The organism is Pseudoduganella sp. S-14 (genome assembly GCF_049913285.1).
Lineage (GTDB): Bacteria > Pseudomonadota > Gammaproteobacteria > Burkholderiales > Burkholderiaceae_D > Rugamonas.
Genome location: NZ_CP183991.1, coordinates 5114097 through 5134783 on the forward strand (window position 1 = coordinate 5114097; position 20687 = coordinate 5134783).

General features: G+C 60.5%; 18 protein-coding genes. 13 read left to right on the top strand and 5 right to left on the bottom strand.

Annotated features, from left to right (window positions below):
• The first annotated feature begins 6 nt into the window (after nucleotides 1-6).
• Together glp and ACN9MZ_RS23555 are read left to right on the top strand one after the other, a co-directional pair.
• Entirely contained in the window at nucleotides 7-1896 is a 1890-nt protein-coding gene (gene glp / locus ACN9MZ_RS23550; RefSeq protein WP_426339283.1) for a gephyrin-like molybdotransferase Glp, read from the top strand.
• Nucleotides 1896-2144, top strand: coding sequence for a hypothetical protein (locus tag ACN9MZ_RS23555; protein ID WP_426339284.1), 249 nt, complete (start codon nucleotides 1896-1898; stop codon nucleotides 2142-2144). The genes glp and ACN9MZ_RS23555 overlap by 1 nt, the downstream gene beginning before the upstream one ends.
• Nucleotides 2145-2313: 169 nt before the next feature.
• On the opposite strand, the gene ACN9MZ_RS23560 is transcribed toward ACN9MZ_RS23555, so the two are convergent.
• Genes ACN9MZ_RS23560 through ACN9MZ_RS23570 form a run of 3 tightly spaced genes read right to left on the bottom strand, consistent with a single transcriptional unit; the run spans nucleotide 2314 to nucleotide 4295 of the window.
• The gene (locus ACN9MZ_RS23560; protein ID WP_426339285.1) at nucleotides 2314-2652 is read right to left on the bottom strand and encodes a hypothetical protein; all 339 of its coding nucleotides are present in this window, start codon (nucleotides 2650-2652) and stop codon (nucleotides 2314-2316) included.
• A 3-nt stretch (nucleotides 2653-2655) separates the two neighbouring features.
• On the bottom strand, nucleotides 2656-3903 hold the full coding sequence (locus ACN9MZ_RS23565) for a DNA recombination protein RmuC (protein WP_426339286.1): 1248 nt from the start codon (nucleotides 3901-3903) through the stop codon (nucleotides 2656-2658).
• Nucleotides 3903-4295, bottom strand: coding sequence for a group II truncated hemoglobin (locus ACN9MZ_RS23570; RefSeq protein WP_426339287.1), 393 nt, complete (start codon nucleotides 4293-4295; stop codon nucleotides 3903-3905). The genes ACN9MZ_RS23565 and ACN9MZ_RS23570 overlap by 1 nt, the downstream gene beginning before the upstream one ends.
• Before the next feature lie 91 nt (nucleotides 4296-4386).
• Between ACN9MZ_RS23570 and ACN9MZ_RS23575 the strand changes: the two genes are divergently transcribed.
• Together ACN9MZ_RS23575 and ACN9MZ_RS23580 are read left to right on the top strand one after the other, a co-directional pair.
• Nucleotides 4387-5616 carry a sensor histidine kinase gene (locus ACN9MZ_RS23575; RefSeq protein WP_426339288.1) on the top strand — a complete coding sequence of 410 codons (1230 nt, stop codon included), beginning with the start codon at nucleotides 4387-4389 and terminating at the stop codon, nucleotides 5614-5616.
• Between the two features lie 3 nt (nucleotides 5617-5619).
• Nucleotides 5620-6615: a response regulator gene (locus ACN9MZ_RS23580; RefSeq protein ID WP_426339289.1), complete on the top strand. Its 996-nt coding sequence runs from the start codon at nucleotides 5620-5622 to the stop codon at nucleotides 6613-6615.
• Between the two features lie 57 nt (nucleotides 6616-6672).
• Here ACN9MZ_RS23580 and ACN9MZ_RS23585 read toward each other — a convergent pair whose 3' ends face one another.
• Together ACN9MZ_RS23585 and ACN9MZ_RS23590 are read right to left on the bottom strand one after the other, a co-directional pair.
• A complete protein-coding gene (locus tag ACN9MZ_RS23585; protein WP_426339290.1) occupies nucleotides 6673-9198 on the bottom strand; it encodes an ABC transporter permease in 2526 nt (841 codons plus the stop codon).
• A gap of 6 nt (nucleotides 9199-9204) precedes the next feature.
• The gene (locus ACN9MZ_RS23590) at nucleotides 9205-10218 is read right to left on the bottom strand and encodes an adenosine deaminase (RefSeq protein WP_426339291.1); all 1014 of its coding nucleotides are present in this window, start codon (nucleotides 10216-10218) and stop codon (nucleotides 9205-9207) included.
• A 345-nt stretch (nucleotides 10219-10563) separates the two neighbouring features.
• Here ACN9MZ_RS23590 and ACN9MZ_RS23595 point away from each other — a divergent pair, with 345 nt between their 5' ends.
• The 9 genes from ACN9MZ_RS23595 (at nucleotide 10564) to ACN9MZ_RS23635 (ending at nucleotide 20661) form a co-directional block, all read left to right on the top strand.
• Nucleotides 10564-12486 (top strand): PrkA family serine protein kinase, encoded by a 1923-nt coding sequence (locus ACN9MZ_RS23595; protein ID WP_426339292.1) that lies wholly within the window; start codon nucleotides 10564-10566, stop codon nucleotides 12484-12486.
• Between the two features lie 49 nt (nucleotides 12487-12535).
• Nucleotides 12536-13804, top strand: coding sequence for a YeaH/YhbH family protein (locus tag ACN9MZ_RS23600; RefSeq protein WP_130310792.1), 1269 nt, complete (start codon nucleotides 12536-12538; stop codon nucleotides 13802-13804).
• Entirely contained in the window at nucleotides 13801-15339 is a 1539-nt protein-coding gene (locus tag ACN9MZ_RS23605; RefSeq protein ID WP_426339293.1) for a SpoVR family protein, read from the top strand. The genes ACN9MZ_RS23600 and ACN9MZ_RS23605 overlap by 4 nt, the downstream gene beginning before the upstream one ends.
• 363 nt (nucleotides 15340-15702) lie before the next feature.
• Complete coding sequence (locus ACN9MZ_RS23610; RefSeq protein WP_426339294.1) at nucleotides 15703-16365, top strand: energy transducer TonB; 663 nt, start codon at nucleotides 15703-15705, stop codon at nucleotides 16363-16365.
• A gap of 87 nt (nucleotides 16366-16452) precedes the next feature.
• Nucleotides 16453-17376: a MotA/TolQ/ExbB proton channel family protein gene (locus tag ACN9MZ_RS23615; protein WP_426163880.1), complete on the top strand. Its 924-nt coding sequence runs from the start codon at nucleotides 16453-16455 to the stop codon at nucleotides 17374-17376.
• A gap of 4 nt (nucleotides 17377-17380) precedes the next feature.
• The gene (locus tag ACN9MZ_RS23620; protein WP_028101866.1) at nucleotides 17381-17809 is read left to right on the top strand and encodes an ExbD/TolR family protein; all 429 of its coding nucleotides are present in this window, start codon (nucleotides 17381-17383) and stop codon (nucleotides 17807-17809) included.
• 55 nt (nucleotides 17810-17864) lie between these two features.
• On the top strand, nucleotides 17865-18287 hold the full coding sequence (locus tag ACN9MZ_RS23625; protein WP_200953793.1) for an ExbD/TolR family protein: 423 nt from the start codon (nucleotides 17865-17867) through the stop codon (nucleotides 18285-18287).
• Nucleotides 18288-18371: 84 nt separating this feature from the next.
• On the top strand, nucleotides 18372-19583 hold the full coding sequence (locus tag ACN9MZ_RS23630; protein ID WP_426339295.1) for a tetratricopeptide repeat protein: 1212 nt from the start codon (nucleotides 18372-18374) through the stop codon (nucleotides 19581-19583).
• Nucleotides 19584-19686: 103 nt separating this feature from the next.
• Nucleotides 19687-20661 (top strand): bifunctional riboflavin kinase/FAD synthetase, encoded by a 975-nt coding sequence (locus tag ACN9MZ_RS23635; RefSeq protein ID WP_426339296.1) that lies wholly within the window; start codon nucleotides 19687-19689, stop codon nucleotides 20659-20661.
• Nucleotides 20662-20687: the final 26 nt, after the last annotated feature.

A 20687-nucleotide genomic window follows, 5' to 3' on the forward strand; every position in this document is an offset into this window, starting at 1 on the left:
CTGGCGATGGAACAAAACATCAGTGGATTGATCCTGGCAGGTGGCCGCGGCACCCGCATGGGCCGCGTGGACAAAGGCTTGCAGCCATTCCGCGGCGGCACGCTTGCCTCCCATGTGCTGCAGCGGCTTGCGCCGCAAGTGGCCGGTGTTGCCATCAACGCCAACCGCAATCTTGGCGCCTACGGCGCGCTCGGCGTGGAGGTGCTGCCGGATGAACTGGAAGGCTATGAGGGCCCGCTGGCCGGACTGCAGACCGGCCTGCGCCATTGCACGACGGACCTGCTGCTGACAGCGCCCTGCGACTCCCCTTTCCTGCCGCCCGACCTGGCACAGCGGCTGTACGACGCGCTGAACGCGCAAGGCGCCGACCTCGCCGTGGCATCGACGTTGGAAACCGACGAAGACGGCAAGACGCGCACGCAACTGCATCCGGTATTTTGCCTGGTGCGCAAAAGCGCCCTGCCGGCGCTGGACGACTACCTGCAGACCGGCTCACGCAAGATGGATGGCTGGTACAAATCGATCAAGGTGGCCGAGGTGCTGTTCAACGAGGCCGCCGCCTTCCGCAATATCAACACGTTGACCGAGCTGCAGAACGAAGAAGAAGCTGCCGCCAACCCTTCACTGAAAGATGTGGCGAGCTGCCTGTCCGGCTACGATCCCGACGCCCTGCCTGTGCGGAATGCACAGCGCATCATCCGTGAATTCATCCAGCCCGTGCGCGGCATCGAAAAGGTCGCGCTGCGCAGCGCCCTGGACCGCGTGCTCGCTGCCGACGTGATCTCGCCGATCAACGTTCCCGCGCACGACAACTCCGCGATGGACGGATTCGCGTTTGCCGGCGCGCAGCTCAAAGCCGACGGCAACACCACGCTGAAGGTGATCGGAACAGCCTACGCCGGCCGCCCTTCGGCGCTGAAGCCCGGCCCCGGCGAGTGCGTGCGCATCATGACCGGCGGCGTCATGCCGGAAGGCTGCGACACCGTGCTGCCGCAGGAGCTGGCCGCAGACTTGAGCGACGTCGCCGTCACAATCGCGCCGAACACCGTGCGCACTGGCGACAATCGCCGATTCAAAGGCGAAGACCTTGCAGCCGGCACTCCCGCACTTCGCAAAGGCAAAGTATTGCGCCCGGCTGACCTGGGCCTGGTTGCCTCGCTGGGCCTGGCCGAAGTGCCGGTCCAGCGGCGCCTGCGCGTGGCCTTCTTCTCCACCGGCGACGAGCTGCGCTCGATCGGCGAACCGCTGGCGGAAGGCTGCGTATACGACAGCAACCGCTACACCCTGTTTGGCATGCTGCAACGCCTTGGCTGCGACATCGTCGACATGGGCATCGTGAAGGATGATGCAGCATCGCTCGAAGAAGCCTTGCGCACTGCCTGTGAATGTGCCGACGCCGTGGTCACATCCGGCGGCGTATCGGTAGGCGCGGCGGATTACACCAAGCAGGTCATGGCCACGCTGGGCGATGTGCATTTCTGGAAGATCGGCATGCGGCCCGGGCGGCCGATGGCGTTCGGCCGCATCCGCTCCAACGGCCACAGCGCCTATCTGTTTGGCCTGCCGGGCAATCCGGTGGCCGTGATGGTTACCTTCTACTTCTTCGCCCGCCACGCCCTGCTGCGCATGATGGGCGCCGACTCCGCTGGGGATCAACTGCTGCGCGTACGTTCTGCACAGGCGATCCGCAAAAAGCCCGGCCGTACCGAATACCAGCGCGGCATCCTGTCCACCGCACTGGACGGCACCCGTGAAGTGCGCATCACCGGCTCGCAAGGCTCGGGCATCCTGCGCTCGATGGCGGAAGCGAACTGCATGGTGGTGCTGCACGACGAGCAAGGCAATGTGGCCGAGGGCGATCAGGTCGACGTAATCGTCTTCGAAGGACTGATCTGATGACTCGCTTGGTCGATGGATCGAAGGTAAGCTTCGACGCCGTCGTCGCGGTGCTGGTCGAGCATGGCAACGCCATCGTGGGGCGAGGCTGGAACGTAGATAAGGAAGGCTATCATTTGTTGCTCGCGAAGCCCATCGACTGGGACCTTCTGTACTCGAGATTTAGTTTTTCGACCGAAGAAATCAAGCTTTACGATAACGGAATATCGACTTGGGAAGAGGCCTACGAAATCATAGGCGGGCGGTAGTTTTCAGATGTCCTGGTCATGATGAGGAAGAAGACTTTCGCGACGCATTGTCATTTATGTTTACCGCGTTTGCGGCATTGCTGATCGTCTTTCGATTTGCGCACGAGCGCGGCCTGACACTCGTGTTTTACACATGCACATCGGGTTGAGATCCAGTGACCTGGCCCGCTCAATAGCGGTAACAATGGGCCTGCTGCGGCTCGCTGCGCATTAGCGCTGTAGTCCAGGCGGGGTTGGTGGCCTGCTGGCACTTGACCAGGACTTCAGACCATGCCTTCAGGTTGGCTTCTGTGGCATCCTTTTTCCATGCTTCATCCATGGCCCGGGCGACCGCTGTCTGGTGGTGCGGCGGCGCGGTTAGCGAGCGCCCGAAGCTGTCACGCGTCGGGGCTAAGTCAAGTTGCAGCCGCAGTGTGTTTTTTGCGGCAGGAAGTTCCAATTCACCTGCCCACGCGCTGGCCGATGCCGGCAGCAGCAATGTTAGCGCGAGGCGGGCGGCGAGCTCCATCGGTCAGGTTGGGCCGTCATCTGCGTCGCTGTTGTCGGCTGCCCCCAGCATGAGCAAGGCTTCTTCCGACGGAAGCGCTTCAACCGACTTCAATTTGCGGGCCATCTGGCGGCTGCGCACCTCTGCGTTTTCGATGTTGCGGGCCGCGCGTTCGAGAGTGGTCTTGGTCGCGGCCAGGACGTCGCCGAACTTGGCAAACTCGGTCTTCACGGCGCCCAGCACTTGCCAGACTTCGGATGAGCGTTTTTCCAGCGCCAGCGTGCGGAAGCCCATTTGCAGGCTGTTCAGCAGCGCGGTCAGGGTGGACGGGCCGGCGATGCTGACGCGGTTCACGCGTTGCAGTTCGTCGGCCAGGCCGGGGCGGCGCATCACTTCTGCATACAGGCCTTCGGTCGGCAGGAACAGGATGGCGAAGTCGGTGGTCAGCGGCGGCGAAACGTATTTCTCGGCGATGGTTTTCGCTTCAGCACGCACGGCGCGTTCCAGTTCACGGCCGGCGGCGGCTACAGCGTCGGCATCGGCGCGGTCGGCCGCTTCCAGCAGGCGTTCGTATTGCTCTTTCGGGAACTTGGCGTCGATCGGCATCCACACCGGCGCCCCGCCCTCTCTCTGGCCGGGCAGCTTGAGCGCGAATTCCACGCGGGCGTTGGAGCCCGGGATGGTCTCGACGTTCTTGGCGTATTGATCCGGCGTGAGGATCTGTTCGAGCAGCATCTCGAGCTGCACTTCACCCCAGGTACCGCGCGTTTTCACATTGGTCAGCACGCGTTTCAGGTCGCCGACGCCAAGTGCCAACTGCTGCATTTCGCCCAGGCCCTGGTGCACGCGCTCCAGGCGTTCGGACACCTGGCGGAACGATTCGGTCAGGCGGGTTTCCAGGGTCTCGTGCAGCTTTTCATCAACAGTCTTGCGCATCTCTTCCAGCCGCGCACCGTTGTCGGCCTGCAGCTCGCGCATCCTGGTTTCCAGTGCCACACGCACTTCGAGCAGGCGGCGTGTGTTCGATTCGGTCAGCACCTCGATCTGACGGCGCATCGTTTCAAGCTGCTGGACTGTCGCTGCGTGCGACTGCGCAAGGATATTGCCCATTTCCTGGCGCTGGGCCTGTGCCGTGGCCTGAAGCTGCAGGCGCACTTCACGTTCGACCCGGTCCAGTTGGTCGGCGACATCGCTGCCGCGGCTGCGCAGCAGCGTAACAATTTGCAGGACGATGATGACGGCGGCCAGCGCCAGCAGGATGGTCAATTCCATCAATCGGCCTTGTTCCGCATCCAGTCGGCGGTCTGGTAGAACGACTCCATCAGCCGCAGCCGCAAATCTTGCGCGATGCCGACGTCCTGCATCGCCCACGCCATGCAGCGCAGCCACTGGTCGCGTTCACTCGAACCGACAGCGAACGGCAGGTGGCGCGCGCGCAGGCGCGGGTGGCCGAAGCGTTCGATGAACAGGTCCGGGCCGCCCATCCAGCCGCTGAGGAACCAGAACAGCTTGTCGCGCGAGCCGTCGGTGCTGGGCGGGTGCATGGCGCGGATGCCGGCGAACTCGGGCTCCAGCTCCATCAGGTCGTAAAAACGGTCAACCATCTCGCGCAGCTTGGTTTCTCCGCCGATGACTTCGTAAAGGGTGCGTGCTTCATCATTCATAAAGCAATGATAGCGCATGGACGTATTGATGTGGATCAAGCATAGTGCTAATTTCACGCAAAAAGCGCCAACAAACCGCCATGATTGCCAGATGATCCGACGCCTTATCCGAACCCGCCTGCGCGCCCGCAGTGCAGGGGAAATCGCCGACCTGCGCCTCGCCGCCCTGAGCTGGCTCGGAATCACCTGCTTTCCGCTGTATTACGCGATTTTCGGCTGGCTGGTGCCGCAGCCGTATGAAAACCTGATGGCGCGCGCCGTCGGTACCGCGCTTGGACTTGGCGGCCTGTTGGCGCGACGCCTGCCGGCGCGACTGCGCGACCGCTACACCCTGGTGCTGGTGACTTACGAGCTGCCCTTCTTCTGCACCTTCATGTTCCTGATGAATCACGCCAACGTCACCTGGTCGCAGGTGATGCTGGTGATGCTGGTTGCGCTGTTCCATTTCGAAGTCCGTCTCGCATTGCGCGCCGGCGCGATCGGCATTTGCGCCGCCGTGCTGCTGGCGATAGCGTTGGGGGCCGGCGAGGTCATCGCCTCGGCGGCGGTGCTGCAATTGCTGCCGGTGCAGCTGTTCCTGGTCGGCTGGATGTGGGTGTTCTCGCAAAGCCGCAAGGCGCTGGAAGAAGAAAAGCTGGAAGGGCTGGGCGAAGGACTGGGCGCTGTGGCGCACGAGATGCGTACCCCGCTGGCCAGCCTGGACGCCAATGTGCGCGGCCTGTCGCGCATGCAGCAGCGCGCGGGGCAGGATAATCCGGCAGTGCGCCAGGCATTGGGCCGCATGCAGTACGAAGTGCGCCATATGAATCATATGATCGACCTGTTCCTGCTTAGTGCACAGGCGGTGCGGCAGAAGCTGGACCCGCACGAAACCGTGTCCATGCTCGATACCGTTGAATCTGCGCTGCGCCGCTATCCCTTTACCGGCGAGGCCCAGCGCCAGCTGGTCGCGCTGCAGGTCCGCAGCGATTTCCGCTTCGGTGGGCAGAACGAGCTGGCCATCATGCTGCTGCTGAACCTCCTGCGCAATGCCATGCAGGCAGTGCAGCGCGCCGGCAAGGGGCGGGTCAGGATCGTGATCGATGGTTGCCGGCCGGTGCCACGCGTCCTGGTGATCGATACGGGCTGCGGTATTGCACCGCACCATCTGCCGCTGATTTTCCAGCGTTTCTTCACTTATCCGGAGCATAATGGCGCCGGCATTGGCCTGGCACTGTGCCGCCAGGTGATGCAAGCGTGGGAAGCGAAACTACATTGTGTCTCCCGCGAGCACGCATATGCTATCTTTGTGCTTGAATTTCCCTTACAAGCAAGCCGTTGAACCATGAAACTGCCCGTTTACGCCCACCCAACCATGACCGTCCTGGTTGACGACAGCGATACCTTCCTTCACAGCCTGGTATTCCAGCTCGATCCGATGCAGGCCAGCGTGTGCTTCCACGACCCGCTGCAGGCGCTGGAATGGTTCAAGGTCAATGCCCGCAGCAGCGAACTGCCGCTGCAGGTCGATTTCGACAATCCGAACCAGTCGGCGGAGCAGCGCAATGTGGCGGTGGACCTGGAGCAGATCTACCGGATTTCCGCCCAACGCCAGCGTTTTTCCATTCCATCGGTGCTGGTGGTCGATTACTCAATGCCGCAGATGAATGGCGTGGCGTTTTGCCAGGCGATCCAGCACCTGCCCTGCAAGAAGATCCTGTTCACCGGCCAGGCCGATGAAAAGATCGCGGTCGATGCCTTTAACCGTGGCCTGATCGACCGCTATATCAAGAAAAGCGCAGACGATGCGCTGGACCGGCTGGAGGAGGAAGTGGCTGCGCTGCAGAAGGCGTTTTTCCAGGAGCAGTCGGAGACTCTGCTGGATATGCTGGTGCTGCACGAATTCAGCTTCCTGCGCTGCGGTGCGCTGGCCAAGGTCGTGCAGCAGCTGTACCAGGAACACGGCTTCGTCGAGCACTACCCTTTCCCAAGCCCGAGCGGCATCCTGTTCTTCAAGGCCGACGGTTCGGCGCAGCTGATGGTGGTGGAAACCGAACGCGGCTACGAATCGCAGGTGGAAATGGCCCGTGACAGCGGCGCCCCGCAATCGCTGGTGGAAGCGCTGGAAGAAAAGCGCATGCTGCCCTTCTTCCCGCCCGACGGCATGTATTCCGACGAAGTGGGCCAGCACTGGCACCGCTACTGCAAGGCGCCGCAGGTGTGCAAGGGCCTGGAAACCTACTACTGGGCCCTGTTCGAGGTCGAACCGACGCTGCTCGATATCCAGCCCACCCCGTACGCGGAATTCCTGCGCCAGCATACCCCGCCACTCGCAGCGTAACGGTCCAGGCCGTGTCACACTTCGGGTGTGACCCCAGGGTGTGACACGGACCCAGCCTTATGCCTCGCGCAGCGTTTGCAGCGGCGGGTGGTTCAGGACGTTGCGCAGGCCGAGCCAGCCGCCGATCACGGCGCAGATAGCGCCTGCCAGCAGGCCTGCCAGCCAGACCCAGGGGCTGAAGGTCCAGGCGAACTTGAACTGGTAGGTTGCCAGGCCCCATCCCATCAGACCGGCGCCGGTGGCGCCCAGCAGGCCTCCCAGGCCGCCGACCAGCATGAACTCGATCAGTTGCGCTTGCGAGAGCTGGCGGCGCGTGGCGCCGAGGGCGCGCAGCAGGCCGGCTTCGCGTCGGCGTTCGTCCTGGGAGCCCATCAGCGCGGCATAAAGCACCAGCACGCCGGATAGCAGGGTGAAGGCAAACAGGAACTCCACCGCCTGGATCACCTGGTCCAGCACCGATTGCACCTGGCGCAGGATGCCGCCTACGTCGATGATGGTCAGGTTGGGGAATTCGCGCGACAGCGCGTTGCCGGCGGCCAGGGCATTCTTCGGCAGGTGGTACGAGGTAATCCAGGTTTGCGGCGTGTCGGCCATCACTGCCGGGTTGATGATGACGAAAAAATTCACCCGCATCGATCCCCATTCGAGCTTGCGCAGGCTGGTGATCTTCGCTTGCACCGGCGAGCCGGCGATATCGAAGCGCATCGTGTCGCCCAGCTTCAGGCCCAGCGTCTTGGCGATGCCCTCCTCGACCGACGCTTCGCCCGCCGTGCCGCCCATCGCCCATTTGCCGGAGGTGACCTGGTTCTGCGCCGGCAGTTCCGTCATCGTCGACAGGTTGAATTCGCGTTCGGCCAGTCCTTTCGCCCGTTCGTCGGTGTAGGTCTCGCTGGTGATCGCCTTGTCGTTCACCGCCACCAGGCGGCCGCGGATCATGGGGAACATCGGCACATCCTTCACTCCGGCTGCCTTCAGGCGCGCAGCGATGGCGTCCTTCTGGTCTGGCTGGATGTTGATGATGAAGCGGTTCGGCGCATCAGGCGGCATGGTATTGCGCCAGGCCGACATCAAGTCGCCGCGCACGACGGTCAACAGCAACAACGCCATCAGCCCAAGCGACAGCGATACCACCTGCACTACCGTGGCGCCGGGCCGGCGGCGCAGGGAGGTCACCGCAAAACGCCATGACTGGTGCGGGAAAGCATTGCGCAGCGGACGCAGGGCCTGCAAGCCGAGCCAGCCCACCAGGGCAAACAATGCGAAACCAAGCAGGAAGCCGCCACCGGTCACGCCGGCGAGCTTGACGTCATTCGATTGCCACAACAGCAGCGCGCCGAAAGCGGCGATGCCAAGCCCGTAGGTGGCCAGGGCGGCAGGCTTCGGCGCGGCGGCTTCGCGGCGAATCACGCGGTTGTGCGGCACGTTGCGCAACTGCAGGATCGGCGGCAGCGCGAAGCCGGCCAACAGGATCATGCCGGTGGCGAGGCCCTGCAGCGCCGGCAGGATGGTCGGCGCCGGGATGTCGGTAGCGACAAGGCTGCCAAGCAGCTGCAGCAGAACGTAGTGGGCGCCAAAGCCGACCAGGACGCCGAGCAGGCTGCCCGCCAGCCCGACCAGCAGGAATTCGACGAGGTAGATCAAGGTCACCTGGTGCTGCGTCAGCCCCAGGCAGCGCAGCATGGCGCAGGAATCGAGATGCCGCTGCATGAAGCGGCGTGCAGCCATCGCCACCGCGACGGCTGCCAGCATGGCCGAGAGCAAGCCAACCAGCGACAGGAAGCGGTCGGCGCGATCGAGGGTGGCGCTCATTTCCGGGCGCCCCTCTTCCAGCGATTCGAGGCGCACGCCGCGCACATTGTCGCTCTTGATCAAGGTTTTCAGCCATTCGCCATATTCCTGCGTCGCCCTGGAGCTGGCGCCGGGACCGGCCACCAACAGCCGATAGCCGACGCGCGATCCCTCTTGCACCAGGTTGGTCGCCGGCATATCGGACAAGGCAAGGAAAACGCGCGGGGCAAAGTTGATGAAACCGCCGCCGCGATCCGGTTCCGCGGCAATCAGCTGCGTTACGCGGAACTGCTTGTCCCCCAGTTGCACCGTGCCGCCGACTGCGACCTCGAGCGAAGTCGCCAGCGCCGGGTCGATCCAGACCGTGCCCGGTTCAGGCGTGGCCGGTGCCGGAGTGCCGATGCTTTCGTTCGCTTGCGCGATGTCGGTATTGACCTTGACACGGCCGCGCAGCGGATAGCCCGGGCCGACGGCTTTCAGCGTCACCAGCACGGAGCGGGCGGCATCGCCCTGCCCTGCCTGCGCCATGCTGGGGAAGGCCAGCGTATCGGTCACCAGCAGGCCGCGCCGCAGCGCTTCTTTGCGCCAGGCGTCGGGCACCGGGTTGTCGGCGACGATCACCAGGTCGGCGCCCAGCAACTGGTGCGCATCGCGATTCAGTCCGCTGCGCAGGCGATCGATGAAGAATCCGGCGGCCGACAGCGCCGCCACTGCCACAACCAGCGCTACCAGCAGGAAGCGCAACTGCCCGGCGCGCCAGTCGCGCGCCGTCATCCTCAGGGCTTGTTGAAACATTGATTGTCAGACCACGTTAAATGCAGAGAAATAGGTATCGACTTCGTCCAGGAACTTCTGTTTTTCCTCCGCGGGCAGGAAGGCTGCTTCGAAGCTGTTGCGCGCCAGCTGATGCGCATGGGCCAGGCCAAGCGGCAGCGCGTCGAATACGGCGACGAAGTTATCGTTCATATAGCCGCCGAAGTACGCCGGGTCGTCCGAGTTCACCATCGCCACCAGGCCCGCGTCGAGCAGCGCCAGCAGGTTATGGTCCTTCATCTGGTCGAACACGCGCAGCTTGGTGTTGGACAGCGGGCAAACGGTCAGCGGCATGCGCAGCGTGGCCAGGCGCCGAGTCAAGGCGCGATCTTCCAGGCAGCGTACGCCGTGGTCGATGCGCTCCACCTTGAGCAGGTCGACCGCCGTTTCGATATAAGCTGGCGGCCCCTCTTCGCCGGCGTGCGCCACCAGGTGCAGTCCGAGGTCGCGGGCGCGTGCGAACACACGGGTGAACTTCTCCGGTGGGTGGCCGACTTCGGAAGAATCGAGGCCGACGCCGATGAATTGTTCGCGGTACGGCAGCGCCGCTTCCAGTGTGGCGATCGCGTCTTCTTCGCTCAGGTGGCGCAGGAAGCACAGGATCAGCTTCGCGCTGATTGGTCCTTCGGTGCAAGCGCGATGGATACCATTAATCACATCGCCAATCGGCACGCCGCGCGCCGTATGGGTCTGGGGGTCGAAGAAAATTTCGGCATGGCGTACATGATCGGCCTTGGCGCGCTGCAGGTAAGCCATGGTCATGTCATAAAAATCCTGCTCTTTCAGCAGCACGCTGGCGCCGGCGTAGTAGATGTCAAGGAAGGATTGCAGGTTGCTGAAGGCATATGCCGCGCGCAGTGCTTCCACCGACGGGTAGGCCAGCTTGACGCCATTGCGTTCGGCCAGCGCGAAAATCAGTTCCGGCTCAAGCGAGCCTTCAATGTGGATGTGCAATTCCGCCTTCGGCATGTTTTGCACGATGGAGCGCATTTGGGTCGTCATTTCTTGTTCTCTTTCACCGCTGATAAGTAGTTGGCATCTTACTCCAAGATAGTGTGCTGCAGAGTCGGGCCAGCCGTGCTACTGTGGTGCCATAGGCGAGGGGATCTGCACGGGCTTTACTACTGGCTTTACTTCTAGATCCAATAGAGCAATAATAAATTTCATCAACGTAAGATGCGTTTCGAGCCCGGCAACCATCCCCCCGCCGGCTAATAATGATCCAGCTCCGAGCCTCGGGCAATCCCTGGCAACTCAGGCAAGCTGGCAAAGCATTGAGCAGGCCTGCAGCCCACGCTAAGACTGCCGACCATGTGACGAGTAGATTTTTCATTAAAGGACATTCACATGACCATTTTTGACAACTACGCAGCACGCTATGAGCGCACCAAGGAAGAGGAAATGTCCCTCTCCGAGTACCTCGCGCTTTGCAAAAAGGACCGCCTGACTTACGCTTCGGCGGCGGAACGGATGCTGGCTGCGATTGGCGAACCGACATTGGTTGATACGCGCAACGATACGCGCCTGTCCCGCATCTTCGCCAACAAGGTCATCAAGATTTATCCCGCCTTCCGTGAGTTCTACGGCATGGAAGACGTCATCGAACAGGTCGTCGCCTACTTCCGCCATGCCGCGCAAGGGCTGGAAGAGCGCAAGCAGATCCTCTACCTGCTGGGCCCGGTCGGCGGCGGCAAATCGTCGATTGCGGAAAAGCTCAAGCAATTGATGGAAGAAGTGCCTTTCTACTGCCTGAAAGGGTCGCCGGTGAACGAATCGCCGTTAGGCCTGTTCAACGAGGCGGAGGACGGCACCATCCTGGAAGAAGACTACGGCATCCCGCGCCGCTACCTGCGCAATATTCCCTCGCCCTGGGCGGTCAAGCGCCTGCACGAATTCAATGGCGATATCAACCAGTTCCGCGTGGTCAAGCGCTACCCGTCCGTGCTGAAGCAGACTGCCATTTCCAAGACCGAGCCGGGCGACGAAAACAACCAGGATATTTCCTCCCTGGTCGGCAAGGTCGATATCCGCAAGCTGGAAGACTATGCCCAGGACGACCCGGACGCCTACAGCTATTCCGGCGGCCTGTGCCTGGCCAACCAGGGCCTGATGGAGTTCGTCGAGATGTTCAAGGCGCCGATCAAGGTGCTGCACCCGCTGCTGACCGCCACCCAGGAAGGCAACTACAAAGGCACGGAAGGCTTCGGCGCCATCCCCTTCGAGGGCATCATCCTGGCGCACTCCAACGAATCGGAGTGGAAAAGCTTCAAGAACAACCGCAATAACGAGGCATTCCTCGACCGTATCTATATAGTGAAGGTGCCGTACTGCCTGCGCGTCACCGACGAAATCAAGATTTACGAGAAGCTGCTGCACAATTCCTCGCTCGACAAGGCGCCTTGCGCCCCCGGCACGCTGCGCATGATGTCGCAGTTCGCCATCCTGTCGCGCCTGAAAGAGCCGGAAAACTCCAGCATTTTCAGCAAGATGCTGGTGTACGATGGCGAGAACCTCAAGGATACCGACCCGAAAGCCAAGTCCATCCACGAATATGTGGACTATGCCGGGGTCGACGAGGGCATGAGCGGGCTGTCGACGCGCTTTGCCTTCAAGATCCTGTCCAAGGTCTTCAACTTCGACTCGACCGAGGTGGCGGCCAACCCGGTGCACCTGCTCTACGTGCTCGAACAACAGGTCGAGCGCGAGCAGTTCCCACCGGAGACCGAGCAAAAGTACTTCTCCTATATCAAAGAGCACCTGGCCCAGCGCTATGTCGAGTTCATCGGCAAGGAAATCCAGACCGCCTACCTGGAGAGCTATTCCGAATACGGCCAGAACATCTTCGACCGCTACGTGACCTTTGCCGACTTCTGGATCCAGGACCAGGAATACCGCGACCCGGACACCGGCGAAAGCTTCGACCGCGAATCGCTGAACAACGAACTGGAGAAAATCGAGAAGCCGGCCGGGATTTCGAACCCGAAAGACTTCCGCAACGAGATCGTCAACTTCGGGCTGCGGGCGCGCGCCAATAACGGCGGCAAGAACCCGGCCTGGACCAGCTACGAGAAATTCCGCACAGTGATCGAGAAGAAAATGTTCTCCAATACGGAGGAACTGCTGCCGGTGATTTCCTTCAACGCCAAGGCCAGTGCCGAGGACGCCAACAAGCACGCCGACTTCGTGGCGCGCATGGTGGAAAAGGGATACACGGCCAAGCAAGTCCGGCTTCTGTGCGAATGGTATCTGCGCGTGCGGAAGTCGTCCTGATCGAGAAGTGGGATAATCGGGACGCGCCAATCAAGCAGGCAGGAGGCACATGACTTACCTCATCGACCGTCGTTTGCAGGGCAAGAACAAGTCCGCGGTCAACCGCGAACGATTTTTGCGGCGTTACAAAGGCCAGATCAAGGATGCGGTCGGGCGCGCCATCAAGGGGCGCTCGATCACCGACATCGAGAATGGCGAAAAAGTCTCCATTCCCGTCAAGGACGTGAACGAGCCCTCGTTCGGCCACGCCCACGGCGGGATCTGGGAAGTGGTCAACCCGGGCAACGAGGAATACCAGAAAGGCGATTTGATCAATCGCCCCAAGGGCGGCGGGGGCAGCGGCCGCGGCCGCGCAGGCAACAGCGACCAGACCACCGAGGATGATTTCATCTTCGAACTGTCGCGCGAAGAATTCATGAACTACTTCTTCGAAGACCTGGAACTGCCGCACATGATCAAAACCCAGCTCACGGCGACCACGGAATTCAAGCCGCAGCGCGCAGGTTATACGGTATCGGGCACGCCTTCGAACATCCACGTGCTGCGCTCCCTGCGCGGCGCCCTCGGCCGCCGCATTGCGGTGGGCGGCAGTTCACGCAAGCGCCTGATCGAGGCGGAACGCGAACTGGAAGAGCTGCTGGTGGCCGGCGCGCCCCTCGACGACCCGCAGGTCATCGAGCTGAAGAAGCTGATCCACCATCTGCATACGCGCTTGCTGGCCATTCCCTACATCGATCCCTTCGACCTGCGCTATTCGAACCGCATCAAGGTGCCCAAGCCGATGACGCAGGCGGTGATGTTCTGCATCATGGACGTGTCGGGCTCGATGGACGAGCAGCGCAAGGATACCGCCAAGCGCTTCTTCATCCTGCTCTACCTGTTCCTCAAGCGCGTGTACGACAAGATCGAGGTGGTGTTCATCCGCCATCATACGGCAGCGTCGGAAGTGGACGAAAATGAATTCTTCCATTCGCGCGAATCGGGCGGCACCGTGGTGTCCTCGGCCTTGCACCTGCTGAACAAGATCATTGACGAGCGCTTCGGCGGCGGCAGCTGGAATGCCTACGTGGCGCAAGCGTCCGACGGCGACAACTGGGACAACGACTCCGTGCTGTGCCGCCAGCTGTTGGTCAACACCATCATGCCCAAGGTGCAGTACTACACCTATGTCGAGATCACCGACGGCCCGCCGCAGAACCTGTGGGAGCAATACGCCCAGATCCCCGAATACCACCAGCACTTCGCCATGCAGAAGATAGTCACGCCGGCCGATATCTATCCGGTGTTCCGCGAACTGTTCAAGAAGCAGCCAAAATGAACCAGATGACCAAGCGCCCCCCGCATCCACGCGCCCTGCCGGAGCAATCCGAATGGACGTTTGAACTGATCGAGCAGGCGCACGAAGAAATCCGCCGCGTAGCGCAGAACTTCGGGCTGGATACCTATCCGAACCAGCTCGAGATCATTACTGCCGAGCAAATGATGGATGCCTACACTTCAGTGGGCATGCCGGTGTCGTATGCCCACTGGTCGTTTGGCAAGCACTTCCTGGCGACAGAAAAAGGCTACAAGCGCGGGCAGATGGGGCTGGCTTACGAGATCGTCATCAACTCCAACCCCTGCATTGCCTATCTCATGGAGGAGAACAGCCTGACCATGCAGGCACTGGTGATCGCCCACGCCGCCTATGGCCATAACTCCTTCTTCAAGGGCAATTACCTGTTCAAGACCTGGACCGATGCCGATGCCATCATTGATTACATGGTGTTTGCCAAGAATTACATCACCGAGTGCGAACAACGGCATGGTATCGATGCCATCGAATTGCTGCTCGACTCCTGCCACGCGATCCAGAACTATGGCGTGGACCGCTACAAGCGTCCGGCCAAGCTGTCGCTGGCGCAGGAACAGATGAAGCAGAAGGAGCGCGAAGCCTACCTGCAGTCGCAGATCAACGAACTGTGGCGCACCGTGCCGCGGCGCGAAGAAGAAGCCGTCGACAAGCCGGCGCCGCGCTTCCCGCCCGAGCCGGAAGAGAACCTGCTGTACTTTATAGAGAAGTATGCGCCCCTGCTCGAACCCTGGCAGCGCGAGATCGTGCGCATCGTGCGCAAGATCAGCCAGTATTTCTACCCGCAGCGCCAGACCCAGGTCATGAACGAAGGTTGGGCCACCTTCTGGCATTACACCATCCTCAACCAGTTGTACGATGAGGGCGTGGTCAGCGATGGCTTCATGATGGAATTCCTGAAGAGCCATACCAATGTGGTGTACCAGCCGCCGGTGCACAGCCCCTACTACAACGGCATCAATCCGTATGCACTGGGCTTTGCCATGATGTCTGACATCCGGCGCATCTGCGAGCATCCGACGCCGGAGGACCGCGAATGGTTCCCCGATATTGCCGGCAGCGACTGGAAGAAAACGCTCGACTTCGCCATGCGCAATTTCAAGGATGAAAGCTTCATTGCGCAATATCTGTCGCCGCGCCTGATCCGCGAGTTCCACTTCTTTGCTGTATTAGATGACGACAAGAACGACAAGCTGGCCGTCTCGGCCATCCACGATGAGCTGGGCTACCGCTATGTGCGGCAAATGCTGGCCGACCAGTACAACCTGGGTAACCGCGAGCCTAATATACAGGTATGGTCCGTCAATACCCGCGACGACCGCGCCCTGACACTGCGCCACACGCAGTACAACCGCCGTCCCCTCAACCAGCAGGCCAATGAAGTGCTGAAGCACGTGGCCCGCCTCTGGGGATTTGACGTTCACCTGGATACGGTTTCGCCGGATGGCCAGGTGATCAGCACCATCGAGTGCAAGCGCGAGAAGCGCAACCGGGTGATCTGACCGCGCTTTTGACAGAGTTACGTCGAAGCAACACACTTCGCCGAATTTCCTTTGCCTCGCCACGTTCGCTGGCGAGCAATATTTCGTCTTGAAGAAAAAGTGATGAAGATCAATCGCAGGGGCGAAAAAATGGTCAGTTTTCTCTTGCTTTTTCTGCCAGACCACTTTGGCGGACTCTGGTAACAGCCTGCCAATATGGGGCTAAGGGCATGAAATTTAAACGGTTTTCTGGACAAAATTCTATGCAAAAATCCAAAATTCGTATGTATAATTCGCCGACGTCCCGGATGCGGCTGTAGCTTTGTGTCGCCATTTTGGGGGTTTAAAGTAGCAACACAAGAGTTGGTATTGGAGAAAGCAGGCATGAATTTCAGTGATAACGAGAAAATTGCCGGGAAGAAGAACTATACGGGCATCGTGTTCGTCGTAGTCCTGCACCTGATCGCTGGTTACGGCATCGTATCCGGCCTGGGCAAGAAGATGATTAGCAAGATGATCGAACCGGTGGAGACCAAGATCATCGAGGAGGTCGCCCCGCCTCCGCCAAAAGAACTGCCACCACCGCCACCTCCACCAGAGATGAAGGCACCTCCACCGCCATTCATTCCTCCGGTCGAAGTGAACGTGCAGCAACCGCCGCCAGCGCAGAACGTGATCGCCAACGCGACCAGCGTGAAGCCAGCAACCACCGATATTCGCCCAGCCCCTCCAGCGGCACCGGCACCTGCAGCCCCTGCGGCCACCGGTGTTCGTACCCCGGCTGTGGTCGACTTCAGCACCTGCGCCAAGCCAGAATGGCCGAAGTCGTCGCTGCGTAACGAAGAGACTGGCACTGTGACCATGTCCTTCCTGATCGGTGTGGACGGCCACGTAGCTGAGGCAAAAGTAGTGAAATCGAGTGGTTTCCGTGACCTGGACAAGGCCGCACAAGTTGGTATTTCCAAGTGCAAATTCAAGCCTGCGACGGTCGACGGCAAGCCGCAAGAAGGCTGGCAACAGATGCAATACGTCTGGACGCTGGAATAAACCTGAGACAGGGCATCGTCTCGCAACTAAGTAAGTCCGTTGTCGTTTAAGCCAGCGAACTGATTATTTTTCAAATTTGGAGGAAGCATGTTTAAGAATACCCGTTTGTCCGCTGTACTGGCCGCTGTGCTGTTCTCGGTGACCGCAGCTACCGCCCTGGTAAGCGCCCCAGCCATGGCTGACGCGCCTGCCTCGGCAGCCGCTTCGGCTCCAGCCGCTGACGCACCTGCAGCTCCAGCAGCTGACGCGGCAGCCGCTCCAGCAGCAGAAGCAGCCGCTCCAGCTGCTGCCCCAGCTGCTCCAGCCGCTAAAGAAGAAGTCGAAAACCCATTCGGTATCTCCGCTGTGTGGGAAGCCGGCTTCGTTGCTCGTGCTACCCTGATCATCCTGTCGATCATGTCGATCGGTTCCTGGTACATCATCGTGACCAAGATCATCGACCAGCAGAAGATCTTCAAGCAGCAGAAAGAAACCTCTGCCAAGTTCTGGAAAGCATCGTCGATCGCTGCCGGCACCGCGACCCTGACCGAAGGTTCCCCATTCCGCTTCATCGCTGAATCCGGCACCAAGGCCACCGCTCACCACGACGGCGCCCTGCTGGAACAAATCGACCTGTCGACCTGGGTGACCATGTCCATCCAGCGCGCTGTTGACAAAGTGCAGTCGCGTCTGTCCGATGGCCTGTCCTTCCTGGCAACCGTGGGTTCGACCGCTCCGTTCATCGGCCTGTTCGGTACCGTTTGGGGTATTTACGGCGCGCTGACCAACATCGGTATGACCGGTAACGCCTCGATCGACAAAGTTGCAGGTCCAGTGGGTGAAGCGCTGATCATGACCGCTTTCGGTCTGCTGGTGGCAGTTCCTGCCGTTCTGGGTTACAACTGGCTGCTGCGTCGTAACAAGACCGCAATGGAAGATGTGCGTTCCTTCTCCGCTGACGTGCACTCCGTGCTGATCTCCGGCGCAATGTCCACTTCGAACGCTGCTGCTTCGTCGAAAAAAGTAGGTTAATACCATGTCGATGTCCGTAGGCTCCGATACCGGCGGAGAAGAGCAGCTTAACAGTGAGATCAACACGACCCCGCTCGTGGACATCATGCTGGTTTTGCTGATCATCTTCCTGATCACGAGCCCGGTCGTTCTCAAACTGCAGAAGATCAACCTGCCGGAAGAGATCAACCAGGCAATCCAGACCAAGCCAGAGAACGTCAACATCGTTGTTAACAAAGATGGCGACATCTACTGGAACCAGAAGAAAATGCGCGACGCGAATGAGCTGTTCGATTTTCTGAAAGAGGAAGCTGTGAAGGTGCCTCAGCCTGAAGTTCATGTCCGCGGCGACAAAGACGCGAAATATGAATCGATTGGCCGAGTGATCTACACCACCCAGCGTGCTGGCATCCAGAAGGTCGGTTTCATCACCGAACCGCCTGATAAGATGTAAGAACAAGCCGCCCCTGGCTGTAGCGGGGGCGGCCTTCTGAAAAGGAACACAATTCATGAGTATGAGCGTAGGCAGTTCCGGCGGTGAGTCGGAACCGATGATGGAAATGAACATGACGCCGATGATCGACGTCATGCTGGTTCTGATCATTCTGCTGATCATCACCATTCCAAAAGCGAACCACTCGGTTAACCTGAACATGCCGGTCGGCACCCCGCCACCGCCAACCAAGGAACCAGTGGTCGTGACCATCGACGTTGACTTCGACGGCACCATCCTGTGGGACAATGTGGTCGTACCTGACCGCCCTGCCCTGGAAAACAAGCTGATCGCCGTAGCGGCACAGGCTGACCAGCCTGAAGTGCACCTGCGTCCGAACAAGCTGGTTAACTACAGCGTGGTTGCAGGCGTAATGGCCTCGGCACAGCGTCTCGGCGTCACCAAGATTGGTCTGGTCGGCAACGAGCAGTTCCAGTAAATAATTGGGCCAACACACCCTTTATTTTCCCAAATAGGCAGGTTATCCTGCCTATTTCGCATTTTGAAGAAAGAAAATCACCCCATGATTAAGTTTCGTCTCGCCCATCTTGGCCTGGTAATGGCCGCTATCGGTTTCACTGCTGCCGTTCCGATGGCAGGCCTGTCGTCGATCGCGTATGCCGAGGCCGTGCGCGCAGAAGTTGGCAAGCCACTGCAAGAAGCCCAAAAACTGGCCTCCTCCGGCCGTTACAAGGAAGCCCTGGCGAAACTGAAGGAAGCAGACGCTGTCGGCGGCAAGTCCGAACTGGAAAAATTCCAGATCGAATACACCCGCGGTTCCGCTGCTGCCGCTGCCGGCGAGAATGAGACCGCCGCCCGCGCCTTCGAGCAAGTGCTGGCGTCCGGCAAGCTGTCGCCAGCCCAGGCACCAAAGATCACCGAAGCCCTGGCCAGCATCTACCTGCGCGCCAAGGATTATCCAAAAGCCATTACCTACATCCAGAAGGTCCTGAAGGATAATCCGAACAACTCCCAGATGCGCGAGCAGCTGATCCAGACCTATTACCAGAGCGGCAAGCTCAACGAAGCCGCCAAGGAACTGCAAGGCGCCAAGTCCGAAGGCAGCCTGCAAATGCTGGCCAACATCCAGCTGAAGCAGAACGACAAGGCTGGCTACGTACAGACCCTGGAAAAGCTGGCTGCATCGTATCCAAAGGCATCCTACTGGGCTGACCTGCTGAACCGCGTGATCGGCAAGCCAGGCTTCTCCTCGTCCCTGAATCTGGACGTGATGCGCCTCAAGCTGGCCCTGAAGCAGATCACCAAGCCGTCCGAATTCATGGAAATGGGCCAGTTGGCCCTGCAAGCCGGCAACCCTGCTGAAGCCCTGAAGATCGTCGACGAAGGCTACAAGAAAGGTGCCCTGGGCACCGGCGCCGACGCCGGCCGCCACCAGCGCCTGAAAGACCTGGCAGCCAAGACCCTGGCCGACCAGCAGAAGAACGCTGCTACCCAGGAAGGCAACTTCCGCAAGGAAAAGGATGCTGACGGCCTGGCCAACCTGGGCTATGCCATGGTTTCCGACGGCAAGGCCGATGGCCTGAAGCTGATGGAAGAAGCGATCAAGCTGGGCACCGGCCGCAAGCCTGAAGAAATGAAGCTGCACTATGGCGTGGCACAGTACATCGCCGGCAAGAAGGCTGCTGCCATCAGCACCCTGAAGTCGGTGAAAGGCACCGCTGGCGAGCCTGAACTGGCCCGCTACTGGACCATGTACATTAACAACCCGGTCTGAACAAAGCCGGGCTGAGCCAAGAAAAGCGCTGCCTGCACCCGCAGGCAGCGCTTTTTTACATTGAGAACGTATAATCAAGCATTTGAGCCTGATAGCAAGATAAATGAAGGTATTTCGCGGACTTCCCAATGCAGCGGCGCGCGCGCCCTGCGCTCTGACGATCGGCAACTTCGACGGTGTCCACCGCGGCCACCAGGCGTTGCTGGCACGCGTGCGCGCCGCCGCCGATCGCCTCGGACTGGAATCGGCCGTGATGACCTTTGAGCCGCATCCGCGCGAATTCTTCGCCCACAAGATGGGTGATCTGTCGAAAGCCCCGCCGCGCATCGCAAACCTGCGCGACAAGCTGCAGGCGCTGGAAAACAATGGCGTGGACCGTGTGATCGTCGAGCATTTCTGCGAGGCCTTCGCCGGCCAGTCGCCGCAACGCTTCGTCGAAAAGGTGCTGGTCGAAGGCCTGCACGTGAAGTGGCTGATGGTGGGGGACGATTTCTGTTACGGTGCCAAGCGCGCCGGCAATGTCGCCATGCTGGCCGAAGCCGGCAAGCAGTATGGCTTCGAAGTCGAAGTACTGCCGACCGTGCGCAATGGCGAAACCCGTATTTCCTCCTCCGCCGTGCGCAGTGCGCTTTTCGAAGGCGATTTCCCGCATGCGCAGGCCCTGCTGGGCCATCCTTACTCGATCTCCGGCCACGTGATCCACGGCGCCAAACTGGGGCGCGATATCGGCTTCCCGACGCTGAACCTGCGCGTGCCGCACCGCCCTGCCCTCTCCGGCATCTTTATCGTGCAGGTGCACGGCCTGGGTGACAAGCCATTGCCGGCCGTTGCCAGCCTGGGCGTGCGCCCGACGGTGGAAGACGCCGGCCGCGTGCTGCTGGAAGTCCACATCTTCGACTTCGCCCGGAACTGCTACGGCAAGGTGGTGCGCGTCGAATTCCTGCAAAAGATACGCGACGAAGAAAAGTTCATTGACCTGCCTACCCTGGTCAAGGCCATCGAGCGCGACGCCGCCCAGGCCCGCGAATTCTTCGCAGCCAACTCCGTCACCGACCGAATTCAGGCGCTGCCCAAATAAGTCGCGCCAACCGAAACACAAACTTA